The following is a 24,112-nucleotide window of genomic DNA, read 5'->3' on the forward strand; positions in this document are numbered from 1 at the left end:
AGGTCGGGCATCGCATCGCTCAGGTCGGGCAACGCCACGCTCAGGTGGAGCATCGCCGCGCTCAGGTCGAGCAACGCCGCGCTCAGGTGGAGCATCGCCACGCTCAGGTCGAGCAACGCATCGCTCAGGTCGAGCAACGCATCGCTCAGGTCGAGCATCGCCGCGCTCAGGTCGAGCAACGCATCGCTCAGGTCGAGCAACACACCGCTCGGGTCAAGTCACGCCACGCTCAGGTCGAGCAACGCACCGCTCAGGTCAAGTCACGCCGCGCTCAGGTCGAGCAACACACCGCTCGGGTCAAGTCACGCCGCGCTCAACCAAACTTCCCACTCTCACTTCACTTTTTCATTAGCGCTACAGTATCATTCCTACAAAATCTCCTGAAAAATCATCATTATTCTCCCGAAATCTAAAAAGTACAAAAAATATTTTATTTTTTCACAATAGGAATACAATCGGCAAATCTTTCATAAATAGCGAAGGAATGAATGAGTATTCATTGAGAATCAGCACTTCCAAGTAATATTGCGTATTCATATAAATGTTCAATAATGCATAATAATTAATCGAAAATGCAATTATTTTCTATTTTTGTGTTTGAAAGTGTATTTCTTTTTCATTATAATGGAAATAAGGATTTACAAAGTTTCGGACAAGGGGGAGAGGACGTATGACAGAAAAACCATGGTTAGCAAATTATCCTAAAGAAATACCATCGACTTTATCGTTTGAGGAAATTCCAGTGCAAGAATTTTTGACACGTGCTTATAAAGCGAATCCGGCTAAAGTAGCCATTCATTTCATGGGTAGAGATTTGACGTATACAGAGCTTTACGAGTCGTCGCTTAGGTTCGGCAATTATTTGCAGTCGCTTGGGGTGGAAAAAGGTGACCGAGTGGCGATTATGTTACCTAATACGCCACAAAGTGTAATCGCTTACTACGGAGCAATGTATGCTGGTGCCGTTGTTGTCCAGACGAATCCACTCTATACAGAACGAGAGCTTCAATACCAAATGGCTGATTCGGGAGCGAAAGTTATTTTGGTTATGGATATTTTGTATCCACGCGTCATGAAGGTCCTTAAGGAAACTGCACTTGAAAATGTCATTGTGACTGGGATTAAAGATTACCTACCGTTTCCGAAAAATTTAGTATATCCGTTTATTCAAAAGAAGCAGTATGGGTTTAGTGTGAAGGTAGAGCATAGTGGGCAAAATCATTTATTTACAGAGATTATGAAATCTTCACCGATCAAAACAATCGAAGTGCCTTTTGATTTTGAAGAGGATCTTGCATTGTTGCAATATACAGGGGGAACGACAGGCTTCCCGAAAGGTGTAATGCTGACACATAAAAATCTGATTGCGAATACGTCGATGTGTGATGCGTGGATGTATGAATGTGTACGTGGGGAAGAAACGATTATGGGTGTTTTACCATTCTTCCATGTGTATGGGATGACAACGGTCATGTTGTTATCTGTATTTACGCATAATCGAATGGTGTTATTGCCGAAATTCGATCCGGAAACAACGTTGAAAACAATTGATAAGCAAAAACCGACATTGTTCCCAGGGGCACCGACATTGTATATTGGTCTATTAAATCATCCTGACATTACGAAATATGATTTATCTTCAATAAAGGCTTGCTTGAGTGGCTCGGCATCATTGCCTATTGAAGTGCAAGAGCAATTTGAAGCGGTTACAGGCGGGAAGCTTGTCGAAGGATATGGCTTAACAGAAACGTCTCCTGTTTCACATGCAACACCAATTTGGGGTAAACGTATAAACGGCTCAGTCGGTTTGCCATGGCCTAATACCGATTCAGTGATATTACGTTCAGGTGATACTGAGCAGTTACCAGTCGGTGAAGTTGGTGAAATTGCTGTAAAAGGGCCTCAAGTAATGAAAGGCTACTGGAATCGACCAGAAGATACAGCAGCAACATTTGCAGATGGCTGGTTTTTAACGGGGGATTTAGGTTATATGGATGAAGAGGGCTACTTCTATGTAGTAGATCGCAAGAAGGATTTAATCATTGCTGGTGGGTTCAATATTTATCCGCGTGAAGTAGAAGAAGTGTTGTATGAGCGCGATGAAATTCAAGAATGCGTTGTGGCGGGTATTCCAGATCCTTATCGTGGCGAAACTGTAAAAGCTTATATTGTTTTAAAAGAAGGACATTCGATTACCGAAGACGAATTAAATAAATATTGCCGTCAGCATTTAGCGGCGTTTAAAGTACCTCGTTACTACGAGTTCCGTGATGAACTACCAAAAACGGCAGTCGGTAAAATTTTAAGACGTACTTTAGTAGATGAAGAAAAAACAAAAATGGCGAGTAAAGAAGCAAAATAACTACGTGATAAAGTATTGACAAGTCATAATGTTAAATATAATATGAAAATATGAATGAGCATTCATATTTTCATATTTTTTATTTTTAAGTAATCACGCCACATCACCAATTTGGTTTTGATCCCACTGATGAAAGTGAAAGGGGTCACTTTCGTTTAAGGATTCTCTAACGGTTTTCGGATGTAGAGTGTGTTTACGTTTTTTCCTAGGTGGTGAAATAAAAATGAAACGAGATAAGCCTAAATACAAGCAAATTATTGATGCAGCTGTAATTGTAATTGCAGAAAATGGCTATCACCAAGCGCAAGTATCGAAAATTGCCAAACAGGCCGGAGTGGCCGACGGAACAATATATTTATATTTTAAAAATAAAGAAGATATTTTAATTTCTGTCTTTAATGAAAAAATGGCTGTTTTTGTAGAGTCATTACAAGATATAATAGAAAATGGAAGTACGTCTCAAGACAAACTTTCACGAATGATTGAAAATCATTTTAATGTTCTGGTAACAGATCGATATTTAGCAACAGTCACACAATTAGAACTGCGACAATCAAACAAAGAGTTACGATTGAAGATTAATGCAGTATTAAGAGAATACTTAAAGCTGCTCGATCAAATTTTAATTGAAGGTATGCTTTCAGGTGAGTTTAACCAGACGATGGACGTAAGGCTTGCCCGTCAAATGGTGTTTGGAACAATCGATGAAATGATTACCTCTTGGGTGATGAATGAATATCGATATGATCTACTAGAGCAAGTTCCAAAAGTTCAAGAGCTAATTTTGAACGGCATTAAAGCATAAGGAGATGTGGAGAAATGGAGTTTCTAAAGTGGAAAGTGGAAGAAGGGGTAGCAATCGTTACCATTGCACGTCCACCGGCAAATGCGTTATCTGGTGGGGTGATTGCTGAAATCAACGAATTGCTAAATGCAGTAGAAAACGACGATGCTGTTCGAGTAATCGTACTTCATGGTGAGGGACGTTTCTTCTCAGCTGGTGCAGACATTAAGGAGTTTACAGATGTCGCAACTGGGGAAGAGTTTGCAAAGCTTTCAAACCATGGGCAAGTTGTATTTGAACGTGTAGAAACGTTTTCGAAACCAGTTATTGCAGCCATTCATGGCGCCGCACTAGGTGGCGGACTTGAGCTTGCTATGAGTTGTCATATGCGCTTTGTGACTGAAAAAGCGAAATTAGGCTTACCTGAATTGCAATTAGGGCTTATTCCAGGGTTTGGTGGCACACAGCGCTTACCTCGTTATGTGGGTGTTGCAAAAGCGGCTGAAATGATGTTTACAAGTGACCCAATTTCAGGAGTAGAAGCTGTACAATGGGGACTTGCAAACCGTGCATTTGCAGAGGAAGCATTACTGGAAGAAACATTGAAACTGGCGAAGAAAATTGCGAAGAAAAGTCCAATTGCTCTTAAAACAACAATTGAAGCACTTCAATATGCAAAACCAGCTTCATTCCATGAAGGTATCCAAGCAGAAGCTGCATCCTTTGGTACTGTGTTCGTGACAGAAGATGCAAAAGAAGGTATCCAAGCGTTCATAGAAAAACGCGAACCTGTATTTACCGGCAAATAGTTATACATCAGTGTCGATGGCATAAAGAAAAAGGGGTTCAACGACACTGAATATATATAATATTTACAAGTTTACTTAGAAATTAAAAATAGTTTCAGGAGGTATGGATATATGAACATTTTTGCATTAATTAAACGTACATTTGATACTGAAGAGAAGATCGTTGTGTCGGGTGGTAAAATTCAAGAGGATGGCGCTGAATTCATCATCAACCCATACGACGAGTATGCAATTGAAGAAGCAATTCAAGTGCGTGACGCTGAAGGCGGTAAAGTAACTGTTGTCACAATTGGTGGCGAAGATGCAGAAAAGCAACTGCGTACAGCTCTAGCAATGGGTGCTGACGAAGCGGTTCTTATTAATACAGAAGACGACTTAGATGAGTTAGATCAAAATGCTGTTGCTTTCATTTTAGCAGAGTATTTAAAAGATAAAGAGGCCGACCTTATCTTAACTGGAAACGTTGCCATTGATGGCGGTTCTGGCCAAGTAGGTCCACGTGTTGCAGACCTACTAGGCATCAACTACGTAACAACAATTACTAATCTTGAAATTGATGGATCATCTGCGAAAATCGTACGCGATATCGAAGGCGATTCAGAAGTAATCGAAACATCTTTACCACTTTTAGTAACAGCTCAACAAGGTCTAAACGAGCCTCGTTACCCATCTTTACCAGGTATCATGAAAGCGAAGAAGAAACCGCTTGCAGAGCTTGAATTAGATGATTTGGATATCGACGAAGATGATGTAGAAGTAAAAATCGAAACGATTGACATTTACTTACCAGCTCAAAAAGCTGCAGGTCGCGTATTAGAAGGCGAACTTTCTGCTCAAGTAAAAGAGCTAGTGAATTTACTTCACACAGAAGCGAAAGTAGTTTAACTTAATTCATCGGCATTTATGCTAATTCGTAAATGATTGAAATCATCGACTTTAATTGAATTTTAGAGGGTAACGGAGGGAATATACTATGTCAAAAAAAGTATTAGTATTAGGTGAAGTTCGTGAAGGAAGCTTACGTAACGTTTCTTTTGAAGCAATCGCGGCAGCTAAACAAATCGCTGATGGTGGCGAAGTTGTAGGTGTGCTTTTAGGGGATACAGTCGCAGGTCTTGCGGGGTCATTATTCGAGTACGGTGCAGACCGTGTTGTAACAGTTGAACATCCGCATTTAAAAGACTATACATCTGACGGCTATGGACAAGCTTTACTTGCTGTGATTGAACAAGAAAATCCACAAGGAATAGTATTTGGTCATACTGCAAATGGTAAAGATTTATCTCCAAAAATTGCAAGTAAATTACAATCTGGTTTAATTTCAGATGTAACGTCTATCGAAGGTGCCGGAGATGATGTTGTATTCATTCGCCCAATTTATTCTGGTAAAGCTTTCGAAAAGCTGAAAGTAAAAGACGGCGTTGTATTCGTAACAATTCGTCCAAATAATATTGTACCTTTAGAAAAAGTTACAGGTAAATCAGGCGATGTGTCTGCAATCAGCGTTGACATTACAAATCTACGTACAATTATTAAAGAAGTGGTACGTAAAACTTCAGAAGGTGTCGATCTTTCTGAGGCGAAAGTGGTTATCGCGGGTGGACGTGGCGTGAAATCTGAAGAGGGCTTTGAGCCACTACAAGAACTAGCGACCTTACTAGGTGGTGCAGTTGGTGCTTCACGTGGCGCTTGTGACGCAGAATATTGTGACTATTCATTACAAATTGGTCAAACAGGTAAAGTAGTAACGCCGGACCTTTACATCGCAGCAGGTATTTCGGGGGCAATCCAGCATGTAGCGGGTATGTCTAACTCAAAAGTAATTGTTGCGATTAACAAAGATCCAGAAGCGAATATCTTCAAAGTTGCAGACTACGGTATCGTAGGCGATTTATTTGAAGTAATTCCTCTTCTAATTCAAGAATTCAAAGCATTAAAAGTTAATGCATAATTTTCAGTAACAGGGAGGATTTTTCTTCCCTGTTTTTTTATGGCTTATCACCATAATAAGGGGTTGATTTCCGTTCCGCCAGCGTGCTTTCCTGGGGGCGTCCGATAAGCCGCTTCACTCGCTACGCTCGTTCCAGGGTCTTATCTGTGACGCTAATCCCCAAGGAGTCACGCTGGCTCCACTCCAATCAACAAACGCTTTATTTAATATGTCAACCCCACCTTTTTGTGATTAACCTTTTTAATGCAAAGAATCAAAGGCCTCACTGAAAATTAATTTACTATTTCAAAATAAAGTGTTGACATTGAGAATGTAAGCCGGTATAGTGATGGATATTAATTAAAAGTTTTTGAATATAATTTATTTTGAAACGCAATGATTAGGAGTAGTAGAAGCTCATTATTCGGTAAAGAGAGCTGCGGGTTGGTGCAACGCAGTCCAATAATACTTTGAACTTACCTATGAGTGGTGAAGCAAACAAGATTGACTGACTATTCTATTTGTTTCGACGATTAACCTTCGTTACCAGGTTTTTAAGCAGGGTTCAAAAAGAACCAAAAAGAGTGGTACCGCGGTTTGCTAAAGGCATATCGTCTCTTCTTTCATCAGATGATGAAGGAAGAGACGATGTGCCTTTTTTATTTTAGGAGGTGGAAAAAACGGAAAATGACAACCAGAAGTATGATGATCCTATTTTGAGGATTATTATAAAATAAAAGGTTGGCAGAATTAAAACGGGTCCGTACAGTGTTGGATATTAATTAAAACGTTATAAATATAATTTTAGTAAACACAAAGATTAGGAGTAGTAAAAGTTCATTATTCGGTCAAGAGAGCTGCGGGTTGGTGCAACGCAGTCCAATAATACTTTGAACTTGCCTAGGAGTGGTAATGCAAATGGAATTGATAGACTATTCTATTTTCTTTAACGATTAACCTTCGTTACCAGGTTTTTAAGTGGGGTTCATGAAGAACCAATAAGAGTGGTACCGCGGTTTGCTAAAGGCATATCGTCTCTTCTTTCATCGAGTGATGAAGAAAGAGACGATATGCCGTTTTTTATTTTAGGAGGTAAGGAAATGGGAAAAGACAACCAGAAATTACAGAGAACAATGACTTCAAGACACATTACGATGATGGCATTAGGTGGTGCCATTGGTGCAGGATTATTTAAAGGAAGCAGTGCGGCCATTGATCTGGCAGGACCATCAGTACTTATTGCATATTTAATAGGGGGTATCATTCTATTATTTGTTATGCAAGGTCTAGCAGAAATGGCAGTGCGCAATAGTGATGCAAGAACATTTAGAGATTTAGTGCAATCGATTCTAGGAAAATACCCTGCTTATTTTCTAGATTGGATTTATTGGAAAATGTGGGTTTTAAATATTGCAGCTGAATCAGTGGTTGCGGCGATTTTCCTTCAGTATTGGTTACCGGAATATCCGATTTGGATTCTTGCATTATCCGTTTCCTTATTAGTTACAGCTATTAATTTGTTATCTGTCAAAGTTTTTGCAGAAACGGAATATTGGCTTGCGTTAATTAAAATTACCGTTATTGTAGTGTTTATCATAGCAGGATTTGTATTATTACTTGTCACGTTTGGTGATCACACAGCTGTTGGTTTTTCAAACTTAAAGGAACATGGTGGTTTCTTACCGAACGGACCAACAGGCTTAATTGCTGCAATGCTTGTGGTGATCTATTCTTATGGAGGCACTGAGATTATTGGTATAACGTTGGCGGAAACGAAAAATCCTGAAAAAGTAGTACCCAAAGCAGTTCGCAGTACATTGCTACGAATCATCGCATTCTATTTAGTGCCATTCTTTATTATTGTTAGCTTAATTCCTTGGTATGAAGTAAACGGGGTAGCAGAAAGTCCGTTTGTGATGGTATTTAAAATGATTGGGATCCCTGGGGCAGACCATATTATGAATGCTGTTGTAATACTTGCGATTATTTCATCAATGAACTCGGGATTATACGGCTCATCACGTGTACTGTACACACAAGCTGTGGATGGGCGTATTCCTAAAATATTCGGGCATTTATCGAAAAAGAAAGTTCCTGTATATGCGATACTGATGTGTACATTAGCTTTATATATGGGCGTAATTATTTCTTTATTTGCTGGTAGTAAGACTTTTGATTTCCTAATGGGTTCACTAGGATATACCGTATTATTTATTTGGTTAATCATTGCGATTGCACATTTGAAATCGCGTAAAATACAGCCAGAAAAAACAAGTGCCTATGCGGTTAAATGGTTCCCTTATACAACGTGGATAGCTATTATCGCTTTAGTAGCAATCCTAATCGGTATTATTTTCACGACATCGATTATCATCACAGGGATTACATTAGCCATTTATATCTTTATTACGTTAACTTATGTATATAGCGGGCGTCATCATGGGAATGAAGGGAAGTAGTAAGTTTATATTCTATCTTAACGTTATTACTACATTTTTAGTTGATTGTAGCGGAGGGTGCTTGCCTGCGGAAAGCGAGCATCTCGTAGTGGAAATCAACCTCCCACTTTAATAGTGGTGATTAAAATGGTTTAATCAAAACGCCTATTTTTCGACATTTCTCTCTTATTTTTCAGAGCTTTAGGATAAAATATACAATCCAGGCAGATTGTTCGCTCAAGGTATTTTGAACGTGCTATACTACAAACATAGTTAGTTTTAAGGAGGATTTCAAATGGCAATTGTACATGCAACAGACGCGAATTTCCAAGAAGAAGTTAAAGAAGGTTTAGTGTTAGTAGATTTCTGGGCTACTTGGTGTGGACCATGTAAAATGATCGCGCCAGTTCTAGAAGAACTTGACGCTGCAGGTAGTGCTGCTAAAATCGTGAAAGTAGACGTGGATAATAACCAAGGTACTGCTGCACAATATCAAATTATGTCGATTCCATCATTATTATTATTCAAAGATGGCGAAGTAATCGACAAAACAGTTGGTTTCCAACCAAAAGAAGCGTTAGAAGCTTTCATCGCAAAACACGCTTAATATTCTAGATATTTCTGAGCCAGGCCATCTAAGGATGTGCTTGGCTTTTTTACATTGTATAATAGTAGGAAATGTGAAGGAGGCAGGTAGGCGATGAATGATTTAATCAAACGTAAACTTGAAATATTACCAGATCAGCCTGGCTGCTATTTAATGAAGGACAGGCAAGGCACCATCATTTATGTCGGTAAAGCAAAAGTGCTGAAAAATCGTGTGCGCTCGTATTTTACTGGAACGCATGAGGGAAAAACACAACGACTTGTCAGTGAAATCGAGGACTTTGAATACATTGTCACATCGTCTAATATAGAAGCACTTATTCTAGAGTTGAATCTCATTAAATTACATGATCCAAAATACAATATCATGCTGACGGACGACAAAACATACCCTTACCTGAAAATTACAAATGAAAAATACCCACGCTTGATTACGACTCGTAAAGTCAAAAAAGATAAGGCGAAATATTTTGGACCCTATCCGAATGCCTATGCGGCTAGTGAAACGAAAAAATTGCTCGATCGTTTGTACCCACTCAGGAAATGTGTTCAGCTGCCATCAAAGGTTTGCTTATATTATCATATGGGACAATGCTTGGCGCCTTGTGTGAAAGATATCGAGCCGCAAGTATTTACGGATATGATAGAGGAAATGACGAAGTTTTTAAATGGTGGTGTCGAGGCAGTAAAAAAAGAGCTTGAAGAGAAAATGCTTGCAGCGGCGGAAAACTTGGAGTTCGAACGAGCAAAGGAATTTCGTGACCAAATTACACATATCGATACAGTAATGCAGAAGCAGAAAATTGTTTCGAGTGATACGACAAACCGTGATGTATTCGGCTATGCAGTTGAAAAAGGTTGGATGTGTGTGCAAGTATTTTTTGTTCGTCAAGGTAAACTCATTGAGCGTGATGTATCTATATTCCCAATATACAGAGATGCAGAGGAAGAGTTTTTAACGTTCGTCGGTCGATTTTATGAAAAGCCGGAGCACATCAAGCCAAAGGAAATATTCATTCCGCAAGCTATTGATGAAGCGATTTTAACAGAGTTACTTGATGTGAAGGTGCTAACGCCAAAGCGTGGGCAGAAAAAAGAGCTTGTCGACTTAGCCACGAAGAATGCAGAAATCGCAGTGCAGGCAAAGTTTCAGCTTATTGAGCGACAGGAAGAACGAACAATTGGCGCTTGTGAGGCACTTGGTGAAGCAATGGGGATTGCTGCGCCGCTACGAATTGAAGCATTTGATAATAGTCATATGCATGGTACGGATGCTGTGTCGGCAATGGTCGTGTTTATTGACGGTAAGCCTGCTAAAAAGGAGTATCGTAAGTACAAAACTCGAACTGCTGCCAAACATGATGATTACGGAGCGATGCAGGAAGTTATTCGCCGTCGTTATACTCGTGTGCTAAAAGAAAACTTACCGCTGCCTGATTTAGTATTAGTTGATGGAGGGAAAGGGCAAATCGAAGTCGCACGTGAAGTATTAGAAGATGAACTCGGATTATCGATTCCAATTGCCGGTTTAGCAAAAGATGATAAGCATAATACGTCACAGCTATTATTTGGTGAGCCACCGGAAGTTATTGCGTTGAAACGGACAAGTGATGGCTTCTATTTACTACAACGTATTCAAGATGAGGTACACCGCTTTGCGATTACTTTTTTACGTCAGCAGCACGAAAAACATGCCATACAGTCTGTGCTGGATGAAATTGAAGGTATTGGGCCAAAGCGCAAACAACAGCTACTTAAACATTTTGGCTCGGTCAAGAAAATTCGCGAGGCAAATGAGCTTGAACTACAAGAAGCGGGTATGCCAGCCAACCTAGCAAGTAACATCTATACGTATTTTCAGCAGGAAGCATTGTCAAAGGACTAGTCATGTGCTAAGGTAAGGTCAATTAAATAAATTAAATAGTCACTATTTTAGTGATGATAGAGGTGCAAGATTCAATAGTAGCCCATTAGAGGATGAACAAATCCGCTGATAATGTGTGAAAGGGGAGCTTGCCGAAGTAGGGCATCGTTGTTTCCGATGTCGTGCTGGTTTTGCATTTAAGAGATGTAAGACTGTCGAATCTTTATGTTTCGGAGAGCTATCACACATGCGCAAGCTTTAATAAATTGTACATGTTGCAGGCAGCTCTTCACAGTATGTGAAGGCTGTCTTTTTTTGTGTTCAAACGAATCGAGAATGTGTAGGGGGAATGACAGATGGGAAGTATCGTATTAAAATTCGGTGGACCAGCGACTGCATCGACAGAGCGTATCCAAGAGGTGGCGAAAAAAGTAATTGCTGAAAAGGAGCGAGGTTATGATGTAGTTGTTGTAGCAGCGGCAATGGGACGTACGACGCAGGATTTAACAACAATGGCGAGAGAGTTATCAGACGATGTGTCCAAGCGTGAGTTGGATGTATTGTTATCAACGAGCTCACAATTAACGAGTGCGTTATTTGCGATGGCACTAATGGAAGCGGGCTATGATGCGGTGTCTTTAACAGGTTGGCAAGCAGGTGTACAGACGGATGCTGTTCATCATAATGCACGTATTGAAAACATTGATGTAAAGCGTATTGAAGAGCATTTTGCACAAGGTGAAATTGTGGTTGTTGCCGGTGAACAAGGCATCGATGAAGATCAGAATATTACGACGCTAGGGAAGGGTGGTGCTGAAACGACGGCGATTGCGATAGCCGCGGCCCTTAAATCTGAACGAGTAGATATCTATACGAATGTTGACGGTGTGTATACAGCTGATCCAAGCCATATACCTGCAGCTCAAAAGTTGAAAGAGATTTCTTATGATGAAATGTTAGAGCTGTCTAATCTAGGCTCACATATCTTACACCCACGGGCGGTGGAGCTAGCGAAAAAATTCCAAATGCCCGTTATTATTCGTTCAAGTGTAATGGATGTAGAAGGAACCTTGTTGAAGGAGGAAGTTGAAATGGAGAAAAATTTATTAGTACGTGGGGTGGCCTTTGAATCGGATATCATTCGCTTAACTGTTGGGTATGATGCTTATTCAAATGCCTCATTAGCAGATATGTTTACGACACTTGCTGAAAATCGCATTAATGTTGATATTATCGTGCAGGCAATTATTGATGGTGTGAAGCCATCTGTTTCATTTTCAATTGTGAAGGATGAATTTGCAGATGCCCTACGCGTACTTGAAGATAGTAAATTATCGCTAGGTTTTAGCTTTGCAGATTTTGAAATTGGTTTATCGAAAGTATCTATTATCGGCTCGGGGATGGCATCGAATCCAGGTGTTGCAGCCCGTATGTTCGACTGTTTACGTAGAGAGGACATACCTGTCAAAATGGTGAGTACATCAGAAATTAAAGTATCCGTAGTTGTGCCACAAGATGATATGATTCGTGCCGCAAATGTACTACATGAGGAATTCAATTTAGAAGAAGCGTTACATGCATAACATTAAGGCTATTATTTCTTCAAACGGTATAATAGCTTTTTATATTCAATAAAATTGATGAAAACTAATTTTTACGATAATAAAATAGTTTATCTATATTTTAGAGACATTTATTGCGTTAATCGAAGTATTATTAACGGAAAGACAAATACAGTTACAATAAAAAGGAGTGCCACTTTCCAATTAGGTCAGTGTCACTCCTTTTTTGATTATTTGCTAGGAATAGTATTTAAGATACGCTCTTTGACATCCCATTTGACAGTGAAGTTGACAAGTTGTTGTTTATCGTGCTTTTCGTCATAGCATTCAGTTAAATAGCCTTGCATTTGTTGGATTTGCTCTGCTATAAAGCCCGCTTCGAGTCTAAAACTACGATTGTTAATTTGTAAAAACTGTGGGTCACTCGTTAAATGAAAAATACGACCATCTCTCGATTCTTTGGCTACTGATAGTGTTCCCCAGCTCGCATCGTTGAAAAATGCGAGCATTTCCTCTTGACTTTTACAAGGGAATTTGCGTGCCAGCTCTTTTCCTGCCCAATAAAGGACGTCATCCTCATGTTTTCCTAGGATTGAAGATAGAACATGATCACGAATTAATTCATAACCAAAGGAAGAGATTGTATTTACTGGATTATTTAGCATATAAAGCCTTCTTTCTTAGAATTTTCGTATAATTCTATAATGATTAAGTAATGATTGTTTTTTCGAGCAAAAAACGAGCGTAATGTACTGGAATATTGATTTATTGAGGTATGCGAAAAACGCCAAGTTACCTTGACGCTTGTTGCTCTTGAGAGTACAATAAACATGTCATAATATTGTACCATGATGAAATACACAGTCAATGAACTATCATTTACAAAATGGTGACTATTTAATTGTGATATTTTAAGTACTAAGGGGGGTAACAGTCTTGTCGAAAGATCGAGAGTTTTTATGGCGACGCTTACATTCTCTACTTGGTGTCATTCCAGTAGGTCTGTTCCTAGTGTTCCACTTGTCATTGAATGTCACTGCTGTTGGCGGTGAAGAAGCTTACAATAACTCAACAGGGATGATGGAATTAATTCCGCATTCTCTACTGTTATTAATGGAATGGGTAATTATTTATATTCCATTAATGTTCCATGCATTTTACGGTGTATACATCGCATTTACAGCTGCACCTAATACAGGTCGTTTTAGTACATACCGTAACTGGATGTTCTCTTTGCAACGTTTTACAGGTGTATTCTTAGTGATTTTCATCGCATGGCATATTTTCCAAACGCGTATTCAAAAAGCGCTTGGTACTGAAGTAAACTTCAATATGATGGAAGAAATCGTTGCAAATCCATTGATGCTTGGATTCTACATTGTTGGTATTTTATCAGCAACATTCCATTTAACAAATGGTTTATGGGCATTCCTAGTAAGCTGGGGTATTACACAATCTCCTCAGTCTCAAAAGATCGCTACATACGTAACAAACATTCTTTTCGTAATTCTAAGTGTAGTTGGTGTGGCTGCTATTCTAGCTTTCGTATAATAGTATAGAAGCAAGTTAGCAACCTATGCAATTTTTGCAATTTTTAAAGAGGAGTGAGAAATAATCATGGCGAAAAGCAAAGTAATTGTTGTCGGCGGCGGTTTAGCCGGTCTGATGGCAACGATTAAAGCAGCTGAAGTTGGTACTGAAGTTGAATTATTCTCATTAGTTCCTGTAAAGCGCTCACACTCTGTATGTGCGCAAGGCGGAATTAATGGTGCAGTAAATACTAAAGGTGAAGGGGATTCTCCTTGGATTCACTTTGATGATACAGTATACGGTGGGGACTTCTTAGCGAACCAACCACCAGTAAAAGCAATGGCTGACGCAGCACCTGGTATTATCCACTTAATGGACCGTATGGGTGTTATGTTCAACCGTACGCCAGAAGGTTTACTTGACTTCCGTCGTTTCGGTGGTACATTAATGCACCGTACAGCATTCTCTGGTGCAACAACTGGTCAACAATTATTATACGCACTAGATGAGCAAGTTCGTTCTCACGAAGTAGCTGGTTTAGTAAATAAGTACGAGCATTGGGAATTCCTTGGTGTAATTATCGATCCTGACGGCGTTTGTCGTGGTATCGTAGCACAAGATATGCGTACAGCAGAAATCAAATCATTCCGCGGTGACGCAGTGATCATGGCAACTGGTGGCCCTGGTATTATCTTCGGTAAAACAACAAACTCTGTTATTAACACAGGTTCTGCTGCTTCTATCGTTTACCAACAAGGTGCTTCTTACTCAAATGGTGAGTTCATTCAAATTCACCCAACAGCGATTCCTGGAGACGACAAAAACCGTCTAATGTCAGAATCTGCTCGTGGTGAAGGTGGTCGTATTTGGACGTACAAAGACGGTAAGCCTTGGTACTTCCTTGAAGAAAAATACCCTGCATATGGTAACCTTGTACCACGTGACATCGCGACACGTGAAATTTTCGACGTCTGCGTAAACCAAAAACTTGGTATCAACGGCGAAAACATGGTATACCTAGATCTTTCTCACAAAGATCCGCATGAATTAGATATTAAACTAGGTGGAATTATCGAAATCTACGAAAAATTCGTAGGAGATGACCCACGTAAATTACCAATGAAAATCTTCCCAGCAGTTCACTATTCAATGGGTGGATTATGGGTAGATTACAACCAAATGACTGAAATTCCTGGATTATTTGCAGCAGGTGAATGTGATTATTCTCAACATGGTGCAAACCGTCTTGGTGCGAACTCATTACTTTCTGCTATTTTCGGTGGTATGGTTGCTGGTCCAAATGCAGTTGAGTATATCAAACAACTTAAAAAGCATGCAGAAGATATTCCACAAGAAGTCTTTGATGCTCGCGTGAAAGAAGAGCAAGACAAGTGGGATGCAATCTTAAAAATGGACGGCACAGAAAACGCTTACCTTCTACACAAAGAGCTTGGCGAGTGGATGACAGACAACATGACAGTAGTTCGTCATAACGATCGTCTTGAAAAAACATATGAAAAATTAACTGAATTACAAGAGCGTTGGGAAAACATCAACATCTACGATACGCAAAAATGGAGTAACCAAGGTGCTCACTTTACGCGTCAGTTGAAAAACATGTTATACCTTGCAAAAGTAATGACAAAAGGTGCTTTATTACGTAATGAATCTCGTGGTGCACACTACAAACCAGATTTCCCAGAACGTGATGATGAGCAATTCTTAAAAACAACAATGGCGAAATTTGATCCAGCTACTGGTGAGCCAGTTATTACTTACCAAGAAGTTGACGTTTCGTTAATCCCACCACGTAAACGTGATTACTCTGCTTAAGGAGGCTGATATCCATGCAAACAACTGCTAATACTGGAAGAATGATAGATGTTGAAATCTTGCGTCAAGATACGCAAGGTGGCAGCGATTATACGCAAAAATTTAAAGTACCTTACCGTCATGGTATGAACGTAATTTCTGTATTAATGGAAATTCAAAAAAATCCTGTAACTGCAGATGGACAAGTAACGACACCTGTAGCATGGGACATGAACTGTCTTGAAGAAGTTTGTGGCGCATGTTCAATGGTGATCAATGGACGTCCACGTCAATCTTGTTCAACACTGATTGACCAATTGACTGAACCTGTCCGTCTTGAGCCAATGAAGACTTTCCCAGTTATTCGTGATTTACAAGTTGACCGTGATCGTATGTTCAACGCACTTAAAAAAGTTAAAGCATGGGTGCCAATCGATGGTACTTATGATTTAGGTGAAGGTCCACGTATGCCTGAAAACAAACGTCAATGGGCTTATGAATTATCTAAATGTATGACTTGTGGTGTGTGTATGGAAGCATGTCCAAACGTGTCTGAAAAAGCTTCATTCATGGGGCCAGCACCATTATCACAAGTACGTCTTTTCAACACTCACCCTACTGGTGCAATGATTAAAAATGAACGTTTAAATGCAATCATGGGCGACGGTGGTCTTGCTAACTGTGGTAACTCTCAAAACTGTGTAGCTGCTTGTCCTAAAGGCATTCCTTTAACAACTTCTATCGCATCTTTAAACCGTGCGACTACAGTACAAATGTTCCGTAACTTCTTTGGTTCAGACCACATGGTTGACTAATTGTACAAGCTTAACTCCCTTACACATTAAAGTGTAAGGGAGTTTTTTTCGTATAGGCCATGATAGACGGATAGAATTAAAGAAGCGACGGATAGAACTTGTAAAACAGAGGATAGACGGTGTGCCAAGCGAGTTAAATGTATAAAAACAGAAATATCTGATTTTTGTGGGATAATATTATATTTTCCTTTATAATGAATTAGTATTCATTTTTTTGTTCATCACCAAAACTTGGGGTTGAGTATGTAAGAACTATAGTATTCTTTACATTGGGCATTTGGTGGTTTCACATGTGGCAACCACCAAATGTAACTTGGCTATCCCTACTTTTTGTGGTGAGCTTCATTATTTACAAAGGGGATGAAAAACATGAAGGCAAGTTATGTTGGGGATTATGAGAAATGGTTGGAGGATTTTCAATTTTATATTGAAGTACGTGTACGTTTCTCAGAGACAGATATGTATGGGCATATGAATAATACAGTAAGCTTTACGTATTTTGAGCAGGCACGCATCGATTATTTTCGTCATCTAGGGGTTCTTATTCCATCAGCTATTGATGAAAATGTAAAGGGGATTCCGATCGTTGCGGATTTACAATGTGATTATGTGCAACAGGTTTTCTTTGATGATGTGCTACGTATTTATACAAAAGTCGCGAATGTTGGAAATTCATCAATGGATATTCATTATTTAGCGAAAAATCAAAAGGATGAAACATGTTTCACTGGACGAGGTACAATTGTACAAATGGACCCGAGAACTGGTAAGAGCGTGTCGATTTCCGAAGAAGAAAAACTACGTTTAAAATCGCTGGCAATTATATAATTAAACACAGTTAATGTTTTATGTGTTTAAAGCAGGGCGACTGTCACGAATACACAGCCCGTAATTGATTAATATAGAAGGAACATGTAAAAAATTTGCTGAATGTTGATTTATTCATGCAATAGCCGTCACCGCTCTTCACTCCTTTACATAAGTTACAATACGTGAGGGGGAGGAGGGTGTGACTAAATATGAATGGCTCCCATCATCGTTCTCTTTTAACTAACCGAGAACGTGAAATATTTGCGCTATTATTAGCGGAAAAAACAACGAAAGAAATTGCAGCGCAGCTTGGTATTAGTGAAAAAACAGTACGCAATCACATTTCCAACACAATTCAAAAGCTAGGTGTAACAAATCGCTCACAAGCCATTATTGAGCTATTACGCTTAGAAGAATTTAAATTAGAATAAATGGACTCTTGCTATTTTGAGAAAAAAACGACAAAATAGAACTATTCAACGTATTTTTAGGAGTGGAATAGTTATATGTCGGATGAAGTAACAAAGCACTCACCTGAAACCGTTGCAACGGTTGAAAAGGAATTACGCTATATAGCGGCCATTGTGAAGCAAAAAGGAAGAGAAATTGTTTCACAATATGCGATTACGCCGCCACAATTTGTTGCATTACAGTGGTTAGAAGAGCTTGGAGATATAACTATTGGCGATTTGTCTAATCGTTTGTATTTAGCCTTTAGCACGACAACAGATTTAGTGGACCGAATGGAGAAAAATGAATTAGTCAAACGCGTACGTGACGAAAATGATCGCCGCGTTGTTGTCATTCATCTACTCGAAAAAGGCGAACGAATTATACAAGAAGTAATTGAAAAAAGACAGCAGTATTTGCAAGAAATGCTGGTTGGCTTCGACGTCCAAGAAACCGAGCAATTTTCGAGCTATTTACAAAAACTACATGTACACATGAAACAGGATTGAGGCGGAAAGTATGAATGCCCCGATAGGCGTTATTGATTCAGGAGTAGGCGGTTTAACCGTAGCAAAAGAAATTATGAAGCTATTACCAAACGAAACAATCTATTATATTGGTGATACAGCAAGATGTCCGTATGGTCCACGTAGTCGACAAGAAGTACGGAATTTCACTTGGCAAATGGCGAAAGCATTGGAAAAAATGAATGTCAAGATGCTTGTCATTGCTTGTAATACAGCTACTGCGGTGGCACTTGAAAGTTTACAAAGAAATATGCCCTTTCCAGTATTAGGCGTTATAAATGCTGGAGCACGTGCAGCTGTAAAAAAAACAAAGCGACATGAAGTCGTGGTCCTAGCTACAGAAGGGACGATTAAAAGCGGTGCTTATGAGGAAGCATTGACGTCACTTAATACGTCAACGCATATTATCCCTCTTGCTTGCCCAACATTCGTACCAATCGTAGAGAGTGGCGAGTACAAAGGTGAGTTTGCGAGTAAGTTAATCGAAGAAGGTTTGAAACCATTAAAAAATGAACAGTTTGATACTGTTATTTTAGGGTGCACACATTACCCAATTTTGCAAAAGCAAATTGAAGCTGTCGTCGGAGAAGATGTTTTTGTGCTTTCTTCTGCAGAAGAAACAGCAAAAGATGTGCAGGAAATGCTTGCGTATAACGGTACATTGGCAGATTCGAATGCTGAGTCTGCCCATAAATTTTTTGCAACCGGTTCAGTACCGATTTTTCGATCGATTGCAGAAAGTTGGCTAGAGCAAGGTACATTAGATATAAACCGCATCATATTAAAATGAGGAAACAGCCTAGCTTAAGAGCTAGGCTGTTTCCTCATTTTAAAGAGATAGAATGTAAGTGGTTATTAGGGTGTCTGGGAACTCGCACCACATGTACCTAATCCTATATGGCTTGTAAAATAACGTTATAGGTTCCTAAGTTTATGTTTTTTAAAAAGTATCACAAAATTAGTTGTTCTCAATGGAATGACGAACAAAGTAGAGCCCAATACTACAAAAAAACTCTAGGTAACTTGCCTAGAGTTTAAAAGGGGATATCTTAAAAGTAAAAATAGGATGCTGTAAGTACTTCTAGCATCCTGTTTTTTTACTACGCAGAAAGCGAGATGTTATGAGTAGAGGGACTTATGGGACAGCCCCCTCAATTACTTAATAGAAACATCTTGTACTGTCCAGGTGTTTATATTTAAATGAATAAATATACAGCGACGAACATCGTTGCACTACCCGCCATGACAAAAAGATGCCAAATGGCGTGGTTATACGGAATTTTTTTGTTTTTGTAAAAGAATGTGCCTGCTGTATAGCATATGCCACCGAGTAAAAGTGTCATGAAGCCATCAAAGGAAATATAGGCGACTAATGGTTTGTAAGCAAATACAATGAGCCAACCCATGCCTATATATACGAGCAGCGATGCTTTTTTGAAACGATGAACGAAGAATTGTTTTAACACAATGCCAATGATGGCTAGTACCCATTCAATCGTAAAAATTGTCCAACCAAGCTGCCCACCTACAGCAACAAGTGCTACTGGTGTATAGGTACCTGCAATTAATAAAAATATAGAACTATGATCTAATTTTTTTAATATCACTTTATGTGTTGGTATTGCATGATATAACGTGGATGCTAAGTATAAGCAAAACATAGAAAACCCAAAAATAATATAACTCACAAGTTCAGTTGTTGAACCAGATGTTAGTGCTTTATGTACTAATAAAAGGGTGGCGGGAATAGTCAATAAAGCACCAATTCCGTGTGTCAGGGCGTTCCAAAACTCTTCCTTTAGGGTATAACTATTTTGCTCAATCATCGACTGTGTCATGACCATCACCTCTTTCTTTAATATGACTACTATAACAGTATAATAAAATAAATTGTAGATGAAAATGTAATGCATTCGGTATGATAAATATCATATAAATACAGGCTTATGTCGTCGTGCAATCGTAAAATATGTTAAAATGAGTGCGAAAGATTTTAGGAGGAACGAATATAATGACTAGATATGATGGAAGAAATGCGGATGCACTGCGTCCTGTAAACATGGATAGCGACTATTTACTACACCCAGAAGGTTCAGTTTTAATCCAAGTGGGGAACACAAAAGTAATTTGTACAGCAACAGTAGAGGACAAAGTACCGGGCTTTTTACGTGGACAAGGTAAGGGCTGGATTACAGCAGAATACTCAATGCTACCACGTGCAACAGCACAACGTACAGCTCGTGAATCATCTCGTGGTAAAGTGAATGGCCGTACAATGGAAATTCAACGTCTAATCGGTCGTGCATTACGTGCTATCGTTGATCTAGAGGCACTTGGCGAACGTACTGTATGGATTGACTGTGACGTTATACAAGCAGATGGAGGAACGCGTACAGCTTCGATTACAGGGGCATTCGTAGCGATGACTCAAGCGATTGGCAAGCTAGCTGAAGAAAAGAAACTAGCTAAATTCCCAGTTACAGACTTTTTAGCTGCAACAAGTGTAGGTATTGTTGAAGAGCAAGGTGCTGTTCTAGACTTAAACTATGTAGAAGATTCATCTGCAGCAGTGGATATGAACATTGTCATGACAGGTGCTGGTCGCTACGTAGAGTTACAAGGAACAGGTGAAGAGGCTACTTTCTCACGTGAAGAATTAAACGAGCTACTAGAACTTGGTGAAAAAGGAATTCGCGAATTAATCGACATGCAAAAAGAAGTATTAGGCGAACTTGCGGGTAAAGTTGGAGGAGACTGCTAATATGAAACAAGTTGTCATTGCCACTAAAAACAAAGGTAAAGCAAAGGATTTCGAAGCACTATTTGGTCCACTAGGCTATGAAGTAGTTACAATGTTTGATGTAGCTCCTGATATGGAAATTGAAGAAACAGGCACAACATTTGAAGAAAATGCTGTGTTAAAAGCTGAAGCACTTGCCAAAGCATTAGGGACAATCGTTATTGCAGATGACAGCGGTCTTGCAGTGGACGCATTAAACGGCGAACCAGGTGTATATTCAGCACGCTACGCTGGTGATCATGATGACGAAGCGAATATGGTGAAGTTACTAGAAAATTTACAAGGCGTAGCAGATGAAAAACGTACAGCTCGCTTTTGCTGCTGTATTGCCATTGCTGGCCCAGATTTTGACACAACAACTGTTTTTGGTACATGTGAAGGTGTTATTGCCCATGAAAAACGCGGTACAAATGGCTTTGGATACGATCCAGTATTCTTCGTGCCAAGCTTAAATCGCATGATGGCAGAACTAACACCTGAAGAAAAAGGTGCAATTTCTCACCGAGGTAATGCCATTCGCCAGCTGAAAGAAATACTACCAACTCTTATGAAATAAGGAGTGATGTCCATGCAAGTTTTAGTCATGAGTGATACACATGGAGATAGTCAAGTCATTGAAAAAGTACGTGGATTTTATCCAAATGCAGCAGCAATAATTCATTGCGGAGATAGCGAGCTTGCCTTTTCTCATCCTGCATTAGAAGGTATGCAAAAAGTGCGTGGCAATTGTGATGCGGAGTCAGCCTTTCCAAATGAAGCGGTATTTGACGTGGGTAATGTGACATTTTTTGTGACGCATGGGCATTTATTTAATGTGAAGTCTTCCATTTTATCATTATCCTACCGAGCAAAAGAGGTAGGCGCGCAAATCGCTTGCTTCGGCCACTCGCATTTGTTAGGTGCTGAGATGATCGATGATGTATTGTTCATAAATCCAGGAAGCTTACTGAAGCCGCGTGGACGCAAAGAGAAAAGCTTTGCGGTTGTAGAAATACGTGACGATCAATTCCAAGTGGAGTTCTTTACTGATGATAACGACTGCATTTCTTCACATACTTTTACGAGGTAGTGAACACTAGCAAGATAAGCACTTTACTGATCATTCAGGTAGTACAGGTATGTCTAACGACTTTTATCTGAAATTGAATGAGTAGTGAGGTGCTTTTTTTATACAATTTTCGTTAAGCGGAACGGAAAAAAGTTTACTAGCATATCGTATGTATAGAGAGATAGTATGAAGGAGAATGATCGCCGTGCATAGGTATTCAAAAGGTTGGTTTGTGAAGGAATTGCGAGCAAGAGGTGTCATGGTGCATCCTCTATTACGCAATCATTTGGGGCTTCATAAGGAATCAGAATTACGCCATTTATATTATAAATTGCTTGAGAAAGAACATGAATATGAGGGAGAATAGAAACCTTTATAAAGCATCCAATCACCATATTGGGTGTTTTGTCATTTGTTCAAGTTTGAATGTTCTAACTGTGGGAAACAATGAGATTCTACAGGGAGGGGCATGGTATGAGGAGAAAACCTTGGATGATAACGCAACAGTGGGAAGATGTATTATTTCTTCATTGGCCAGTTCAACCTCAAGAATTAAAGCAGTACATCCCTCAAGAGCTTGAACTTGATCTTTATGAAAATAAAGCTTGGCTTAGTTTTGTTCTATTTAAAGTAAAAGGGAATAGGCTAAGGTTCACGCCTTCAATCCCTGGAGTGAGTTCCTTCTTACAATTAAATGTGCGTACGTACGTTACTTGTAACGGCAAGAAAGGCGTCTATTTCTTTAACCTGGATGCGAATAATGCCTTTATCGTGCAAATGACAACGATCGGTCATTTGCTACCTTACCGCCGCGCAAAGATGACGGTGAAAAAAGAGGGGAATACCTTTTCTTTCACTAGTAGCTATCAAAACCTGAAAGCATTTGAAGAGAAGTTGATGGTTACATTTGAACCGATGCCTGTTCGGATAGAAAGTCATGCATTCGAAAGATGGTTAGTAGAGCGCTACCATTTGTGGACAAAAATGAAAACCTGGCTACTTCGCATAGACAATTATCATTCACCGTGGCGTTTGCAGAAGGTAAATGTCGTCATCCATCACAATACAATGGCACCATTTATAAAAGGGCTTACGTCATTTAGTCAGCCAATCGTCCATTATTCAAAAAGTAAAAAGGCTAAAATTTCCCTACCTGTATTGGAAACTAAAAAAGTACCAAATCATTAACAATTCGAAATTGCCGATGACTTGGTACTTTTACATGTGTTAAAAGCGATAATAAAATTGCATAACGATAGCCGATGCAATCATATCAGACATGGCCAAAGCCTCTGCTTCAATTTCATCAAAAATTTCAATGTCCTTTTGATAGTTTTTCTGAATCATTGTCACTGCTTCATCTTTCGTTAACGCTAAATGTGTATAGAACATTTTCTTTAATTCTTCTTGGTTCAAACAAGGATTAATGCTGCTTAAAAACGATACAATGTCATCTGCATTGCGATACCATTCTTTTTCCTTTGCCTCTGCAGTTGCGGCGTCACCTTTAACAGCAGCAGTAACTAGTTCTGCTGCAATGACTAAATGTTCTTTAATCAGCTCTGCATAGCGATCTGCGATTTGATCGCCGTAAAAAGGGCGGAGACAATTACCTAAATCAGTTGCATTTCTCAAAAGTCGTTCTTGCACAAACGGTAAATCAGGCAAGCCAAATACAATGCTGATAATTGTCATCCTCGTCCAATTGACGTGCTCCATCCATAGCAGGCGATTCATAGCCATAAAATCAGATTCAGCCTTACTAATGCAGCGATAGTCATTGGCAGTTTGCTGCTGGTTCAAAAAGTGTCGGATCGGTGCGGTGTATTGTGAAGAAGGCCGTGTATAGATCGAGCTCAGAGAATTTGCGTAATATCCATATTGGTAAGGGAACACTGTATTTTCATTCCTTTCCTCATGCTATTTATTGAACGAAAAAAGTTCTTTTAATAGAATACTCAGAGG

Annotated in this window: 25 protein-coding genes, 1 riboswitch and 2 other annotated features; of the genes, 21 read left to right on the forward strand and 4 right to left on the reverse strand. The window is 39.5% G+C overall.

Annotated features, from left to right (window positions below):
• A partial coding sequence (locus ACIQ2D_RS11130; protein ID WP_402863842.1) for a hypothetical protein occupies positions 1–200 on the reverse strand: 200 nt, incomplete at its 3' end.
• Between the two features lie 470 nt (positions 201–670).
• On the opposite strand from ACIQ2D_RS11130, the gene ACIQ2D_RS11135 reads away from it, so the two are divergent.
• The 9 genes from ACIQ2D_RS11135 to ACIQ2D_RS11175 all read left to right on the forward strand — a co-directional run bounded on the left by ACIQ2D_RS11135 (position 671) and on the right by ACIQ2D_RS11175 (position 12,376).
• Positions 671–2,362 (forward strand): AMP-binding protein, encoded by a 1,692-nt coding sequence (locus tag ACIQ2D_RS11135; protein ID WP_402863845.1) that lies wholly within the window; start codon positions 671–673, stop codon positions 2,360–2,362.
• Positions 2,363–2,585: 223 nt separating this feature from the next.
• Complete coding sequence (locus tag ACIQ2D_RS11140; protein WP_402863848.1) at positions 2,586–3,167, forward strand: fatty acid metabolism transcriptional regulator FadR; 582 nt, start codon at positions 2,586–2,588, stop codon at positions 3,165–3,167.
• Positions 3,168–3,181: 14 nt separating this feature from the next.
• Positions 3,182–3,955: an enoyl-CoA hydratase gene (locus tag ACIQ2D_RS11145; RefSeq protein WP_402863851.1), complete on the forward strand. Its 774-nt coding sequence runs from the start codon at positions 3,182–3,184 to the stop codon at positions 3,953–3,955.
• A 111-nt stretch (positions 3,956–4,066) separates the two neighbouring features.
• Positions 4,067–4,840 carry an electron transfer flavoprotein subunit beta/FixA family protein gene (locus tag ACIQ2D_RS11150; RefSeq protein ID WP_402863854.1) on the forward strand — a complete coding sequence of 258 codons (774 nt, stop codon included), beginning with the start codon at positions 4,067–4,069 and terminating at the stop codon, positions 4,838–4,840.
• A gap of 88 nt (positions 4,841–4,928) precedes the next feature.
• Complete coding sequence (locus ACIQ2D_RS11155) at positions 4,929–5,906, forward strand: electron transfer flavoprotein subunit alpha/FixB family protein (protein WP_402863857.1); 978 nt, start codon at positions 4,929–4,931, stop codon at positions 5,904–5,906.
• A 366-nt stretch (positions 5,907–6,272) separates the two neighbouring features.
• Positions 6,273–6,507: a binding site (T-box leader), on the forward strand.
• Positions 6,508–6,692: 185 nt separating this feature from the next.
• Positions 6,693–6,927 (forward strand) — a binding site (T-box leader).
• Between the two features lie 58 nt (positions 6,928–6,985).
• On the forward strand, positions 6,986–8,344 hold the full coding sequence (locus ACIQ2D_RS11160; protein ID WP_402863860.1) for an amino acid permease: 1,359 nt from the start codon (positions 6,986–6,988) through the stop codon (positions 8,342–8,344).
• 274 nt (positions 8,345–8,618) lie between these two features.
• Positions 8,619–8,930 (forward strand): thioredoxin, encoded by a 312-nt coding sequence (trxA, locus tag ACIQ2D_RS11165; protein WP_402753409.1) that lies wholly within the window; start codon positions 8,619–8,621, stop codon positions 8,928–8,930.
• A 93-nt stretch (positions 8,931–9,023) separates the two neighbouring features.
• Positions 9,024–10,814, forward strand: a complete 1,791-nt coding sequence (gene uvrC / locus ACIQ2D_RS11170; RefSeq protein ID WP_402863863.1) for an excinuclease ABC subunit UvrC — start codon at positions 9,024–9,026, stop codon at positions 10,812–10,814.
• Between the two features lie 49 nt (positions 10,815–10,863).
• Positions 10,864–11,042, forward strand: a riboswitch (Lysine riboswitch).
• 107 nt (positions 11,043–11,149) lie between these two features.
• Complete coding sequence (locus ACIQ2D_RS11175; RefSeq protein WP_402863866.1) at positions 11,150–12,376, forward strand: aspartate kinase; 1,227 nt, start codon at positions 11,150–11,152, stop codon at positions 12,374–12,376.
• A gap of 209 nt (positions 12,377–12,585) precedes the next feature.
• Here the strand turns inward: ACIQ2D_RS11175 and ACIQ2D_RS11180 are convergent, their stop codons facing one another.
• Complete coding sequence (locus ACIQ2D_RS11180) at positions 12,586–13,020, reverse strand: YslB family protein (protein WP_402863869.1); 435 nt, start codon at positions 13,018–13,020, stop codon at positions 12,586–12,588.
• A 271-nt stretch (positions 13,021–13,291) separates the two neighbouring features.
• Between ACIQ2D_RS11180 and ACIQ2D_RS11185 the strand changes: the two genes are divergently transcribed.
• The 7 genes from ACIQ2D_RS11185 (at position 13,292) to racE (ending at position 19,089) form a co-directional block, all read left to right on the forward strand.
• Positions 13,292–13,906, forward strand: a complete 615-nt coding sequence (locus tag ACIQ2D_RS11185) for a succinate dehydrogenase cytochrome b558 subunit (RefSeq protein WP_402863872.1) — start codon at positions 13,292–13,294, stop codon at positions 13,904–13,906.
• 66 nt (positions 13,907–13,972) lie between these two features.
• Positions 13,973–15,718, forward strand: a complete 1,746-nt coding sequence (sdhA, locus tag ACIQ2D_RS11190) for a succinate dehydrogenase flavoprotein subunit (RefSeq protein WP_402863875.1) — start codon at positions 13,973–13,975, stop codon at positions 15,716–15,718.
• A 14-nt stretch (positions 15,719–15,732) separates the two neighbouring features.
• Complete coding sequence (gene sdhB / locus ACIQ2D_RS11195) at positions 15,733–16,512, forward strand: succinate dehydrogenase iron-sulfur subunit (RefSeq protein ID WP_402863878.1); 780 nt, start codon at positions 15,733–15,735, stop codon at positions 16,510–16,512.
• Positions 16,513–16,881: 369 nt separating this feature from the next.
• Positions 16,882–17,340 carry an acyl-CoA thioesterase gene (locus ACIQ2D_RS11200; protein ID WP_402863881.1) on the forward strand — a complete coding sequence of 153 codons (459 nt, stop codon included), beginning with the start codon at positions 16,882–16,884 and terminating at the stop codon, positions 17,338–17,340.
• A 191-nt stretch (positions 17,341–17,531) separates the two neighbouring features.
• A complete protein-coding gene (locus ACIQ2D_RS11205; protein WP_402863884.1) occupies positions 17,532–17,753 on the forward strand; it encodes a helix-turn-helix domain-containing protein in 222 nt (73 codons plus the stop codon).
• A gap of 75 nt (positions 17,754–17,828) precedes the next feature.
• Complete coding sequence (locus tag ACIQ2D_RS11210) at positions 17,829–18,281, forward strand: MarR family winged helix-turn-helix transcriptional regulator (protein ID WP_402863887.1); 453 nt, start codon at positions 17,829–17,831, stop codon at positions 18,279–18,281.
• A 10-nt stretch (positions 18,282–18,291) separates the two neighbouring features.
• On the forward strand, positions 18,292–19,089 hold the full coding sequence (racE, locus tag ACIQ2D_RS11215) for a glutamate racemase (protein ID WP_402863890.1): 798 nt from the start codon (positions 18,292–18,294) through the stop codon (positions 19,087–19,089).
• Positions 19,090–19,495: 406 nt separating this feature from the next.
• Here racE and trhA read toward each other — a convergent pair whose 3' ends face one another.
• Positions 19,496–20,137: a PAQR family membrane homeostasis protein TrhA gene (gene trhA / locus ACIQ2D_RS11220; RefSeq protein ID WP_402863892.1), complete on the reverse strand. Its 642-nt coding sequence runs from the start codon at positions 20,135–20,137 to the stop codon at positions 19,496–19,498.
• A gap of 173 nt (positions 20,138–20,310) precedes the next feature.
• Here trhA and rph point away from each other — a divergent pair, with 173 nt between their 5' ends.
• The 5 genes from rph (at position 20,311) to ACIQ2D_RS11245 (ending at position 23,335) form a co-directional block, all read left to right on the forward strand.
• Positions 20,311–21,060 carry a ribonuclease PH gene (rph, locus tag ACIQ2D_RS11225; RefSeq protein WP_402863895.1) on the forward strand — a complete coding sequence of 250 codons (750 nt, stop codon included), beginning with the start codon at positions 20,311–20,313 and terminating at the stop codon, positions 21,058–21,060.
• 1 nt (position 21,061) lies between these two features.
• Positions 21,062–21,655 carry an XTP/dITP diphosphatase gene (locus tag ACIQ2D_RS11230; RefSeq protein WP_402863898.1) on the forward strand — a complete coding sequence of 198 codons (594 nt, stop codon included), beginning with the start codon at positions 21,062–21,064 and terminating at the stop codon, positions 21,653–21,655.
• A gap of 12 nt (positions 21,656–21,667) precedes the next feature.
• Complete coding sequence (locus tag ACIQ2D_RS11235) at positions 21,668–22,168, forward strand: metallophosphoesterase (protein WP_402863901.1); 501 nt, start codon at positions 21,668–21,670, stop codon at positions 22,166–22,168.
• 175 nt (positions 22,169–22,343) lie between these two features.
• Positions 22,344–22,514 carry a DUF2639 domain-containing protein gene (locus ACIQ2D_RS11240; RefSeq protein WP_402863904.1) on the forward strand — a complete coding sequence of 57 codons (171 nt, stop codon included), beginning with the start codon at positions 22,344–22,346 and terminating at the stop codon, positions 22,512–22,514.
• Between the two features lie 107 nt (positions 22,515–22,621).
• The gene (locus tag ACIQ2D_RS11245) at positions 22,622–23,335 is read left to right on the forward strand and encodes a YqjF family protein (RefSeq protein ID WP_402863907.1); all 714 of its coding nucleotides are present in this window, start codon (positions 22,622–22,624) and stop codon (positions 23,333–23,335) included.
• A gap of 39 nt (positions 23,336–23,374) precedes the next feature.
• Here ACIQ2D_RS11245 and ACIQ2D_RS11250 read toward each other — a convergent pair whose 3' ends face one another.
• Positions 23,375–23,998 (reverse strand): hypothetical protein, encoded by a 624-nt coding sequence (locus tag ACIQ2D_RS11250; protein ID WP_402863936.1) that lies wholly within the window; start codon positions 23,996–23,998, stop codon positions 23,375–23,377.
• Positions 23,999–24,112 lie beyond the last annotated feature (114 nt).

This window comes from Lysinibacillus sp. NPDC097287 (assembly GCF_044761695.1).
Classification (GTDB): Bacteria; Bacillota; Bacilli; order Bacillales_A; family Planococcaceae; genus Lysinibacillus.

What these genes read in the sequence shown, in the direction of transcription:
- ACIQ2D_RS11235 (WP_402863901.1), top strand. Translation starts at nt 21,668, where the DNA reads ATGCAAGTTTTAGTCATGAGTGATACACATGGAGATAGTCAAGTCATT.
- uvrC (WP_402863863.1), top strand. Translation starts at nt 9,024, where the DNA reads ATGAATGATTTAATCAAACGTAAACTTGAAATATTACCAGATCAGCCT.
- ACIQ2D_RS11205 (WP_402863884.1), top strand. Translation starts at nt 17,532, where the DNA reads ATGAATGGCTCCCATCATCGTTCTCTTTTAACTAACCGAGAACGTGAA.
- ACIQ2D_RS11200 (WP_402863881.1), top strand. Translation starts at nt 16,882, where the DNA reads ATGAAGGCAAGTTATGTTGGGGATTATGAGAAATGGTTGGAGGATTTT.
- ACIQ2D_RS11135 (WP_402863845.1), top strand. Translation starts at nt 671, where the DNA reads ATGACAGAAAAACCATGGTTAGCAAATTATCCTAAAGAAATACCATCG.
- racE (WP_402863890.1), top strand. Translation starts at nt 18,292, where the DNA reads ATGAATGCCCCGATAGGCGTTATTGATTCAGGAGTAGGCGGTTTAACC.
- sdhB (WP_402863878.1), top strand. Translation starts at nt 15,733, where the DNA reads ATGCAAACAACTGCTAATACTGGAAGAATGATAGATGTTGAAATCTTG.
- ACIQ2D_RS11145 (WP_402863851.1), top strand. Translation starts at nt 3,182, where the DNA reads ATGGAGTTTCTAAAGTGGAAAGTGGAAGAAGGGGTAGCAATCGTTACC.
- ACIQ2D_RS11175 (WP_402863866.1), top strand. Translation starts at nt 11,150, where the DNA reads ATGGGAAGTATCGTATTAAAATTCGGTGGACCAGCGACTGCATCGACA.
- ACIQ2D_RS11140 (WP_402863848.1), top strand. Translation starts at nt 2,586, where the DNA reads ATGAAACGAGATAAGCCTAAATACAAGCAAATTATTGATGCAGCTGTA.
- ACIQ2D_RS11230 (WP_402863898.1), top strand. Translation starts at nt 21,062, where the DNA reads ATGAAACAAGTTGTCATTGCCACTAAAAACAAAGGTAAAGCAAAGGAT.
- ACIQ2D_RS11180 (WP_402863869.1), bottom strand. Translation starts at nt 13,020, where the DNA reads ATGCTAAATAATCCAGTAAATACAATCTCTTCCTTTGGTTATGAATTA.
- ACIQ2D_RS11240 (WP_402863904.1), top strand. Translation starts at nt 22,344, where the DNA reads ATGATCGCCGTGCATAGGTATTCAAAAGGTTGGTTTGTGAAGGAATTG.
- ACIQ2D_RS11155 (WP_402863857.1), top strand. Translation starts at nt 4,929, where the DNA reads ATGTCAAAAAAAGTATTAGTATTAGGTGAAGTTCGTGAAGGAAGCTTA.
- ACIQ2D_RS11160 (WP_402863860.1), top strand. Translation starts at nt 6,986, where the DNA reads ATGGGAAAAGACAACCAGAAATTACAGAGAACAATGACTTCAAGACAC.
- trhA (WP_402863892.1), bottom strand. Translation starts at nt 20,137, where the DNA reads ATGACACAGTCGATGATTGAGCAAAATAGTTATACCCTAAAGGAAGAG.
- ACIQ2D_RS11245 (WP_402863907.1), top strand. Translation starts at nt 22,622, where the DNA reads ATGAGGAGAAAACCTTGGATGATAACGCAACAGTGGGAAGATGTATTA.
- ACIQ2D_RS11150 (WP_402863854.1), top strand. Translation starts at nt 4,067, where the DNA reads ATGAACATTTTTGCATTAATTAAACGTACATTTGATACTGAAGAGAAG.
- sdhA (WP_402863875.1), top strand. Translation starts at nt 13,973, where the DNA reads ATGGCGAAAAGCAAAGTAATTGTTGTCGGCGGCGGTTTAGCCGGTCTG.
- ACIQ2D_RS11210 (WP_402863887.1), top strand. Translation starts at nt 17,829, where the DNA reads ATGTCGGATGAAGTAACAAAGCACTCACCTGAAACCGTTGCAACGGTT.
- trxA (WP_402753409.1), top strand. Translation starts at nt 8,619, where the DNA reads ATGGCAATTGTACATGCAACAGACGCGAATTTCCAAGAAGAAGTTAAA.
- rph (WP_402863895.1), top strand. Translation starts at nt 20,311, where the DNA reads ATGACTAGATATGATGGAAGAAATGCGGATGCACTGCGTCCTGTAAAC.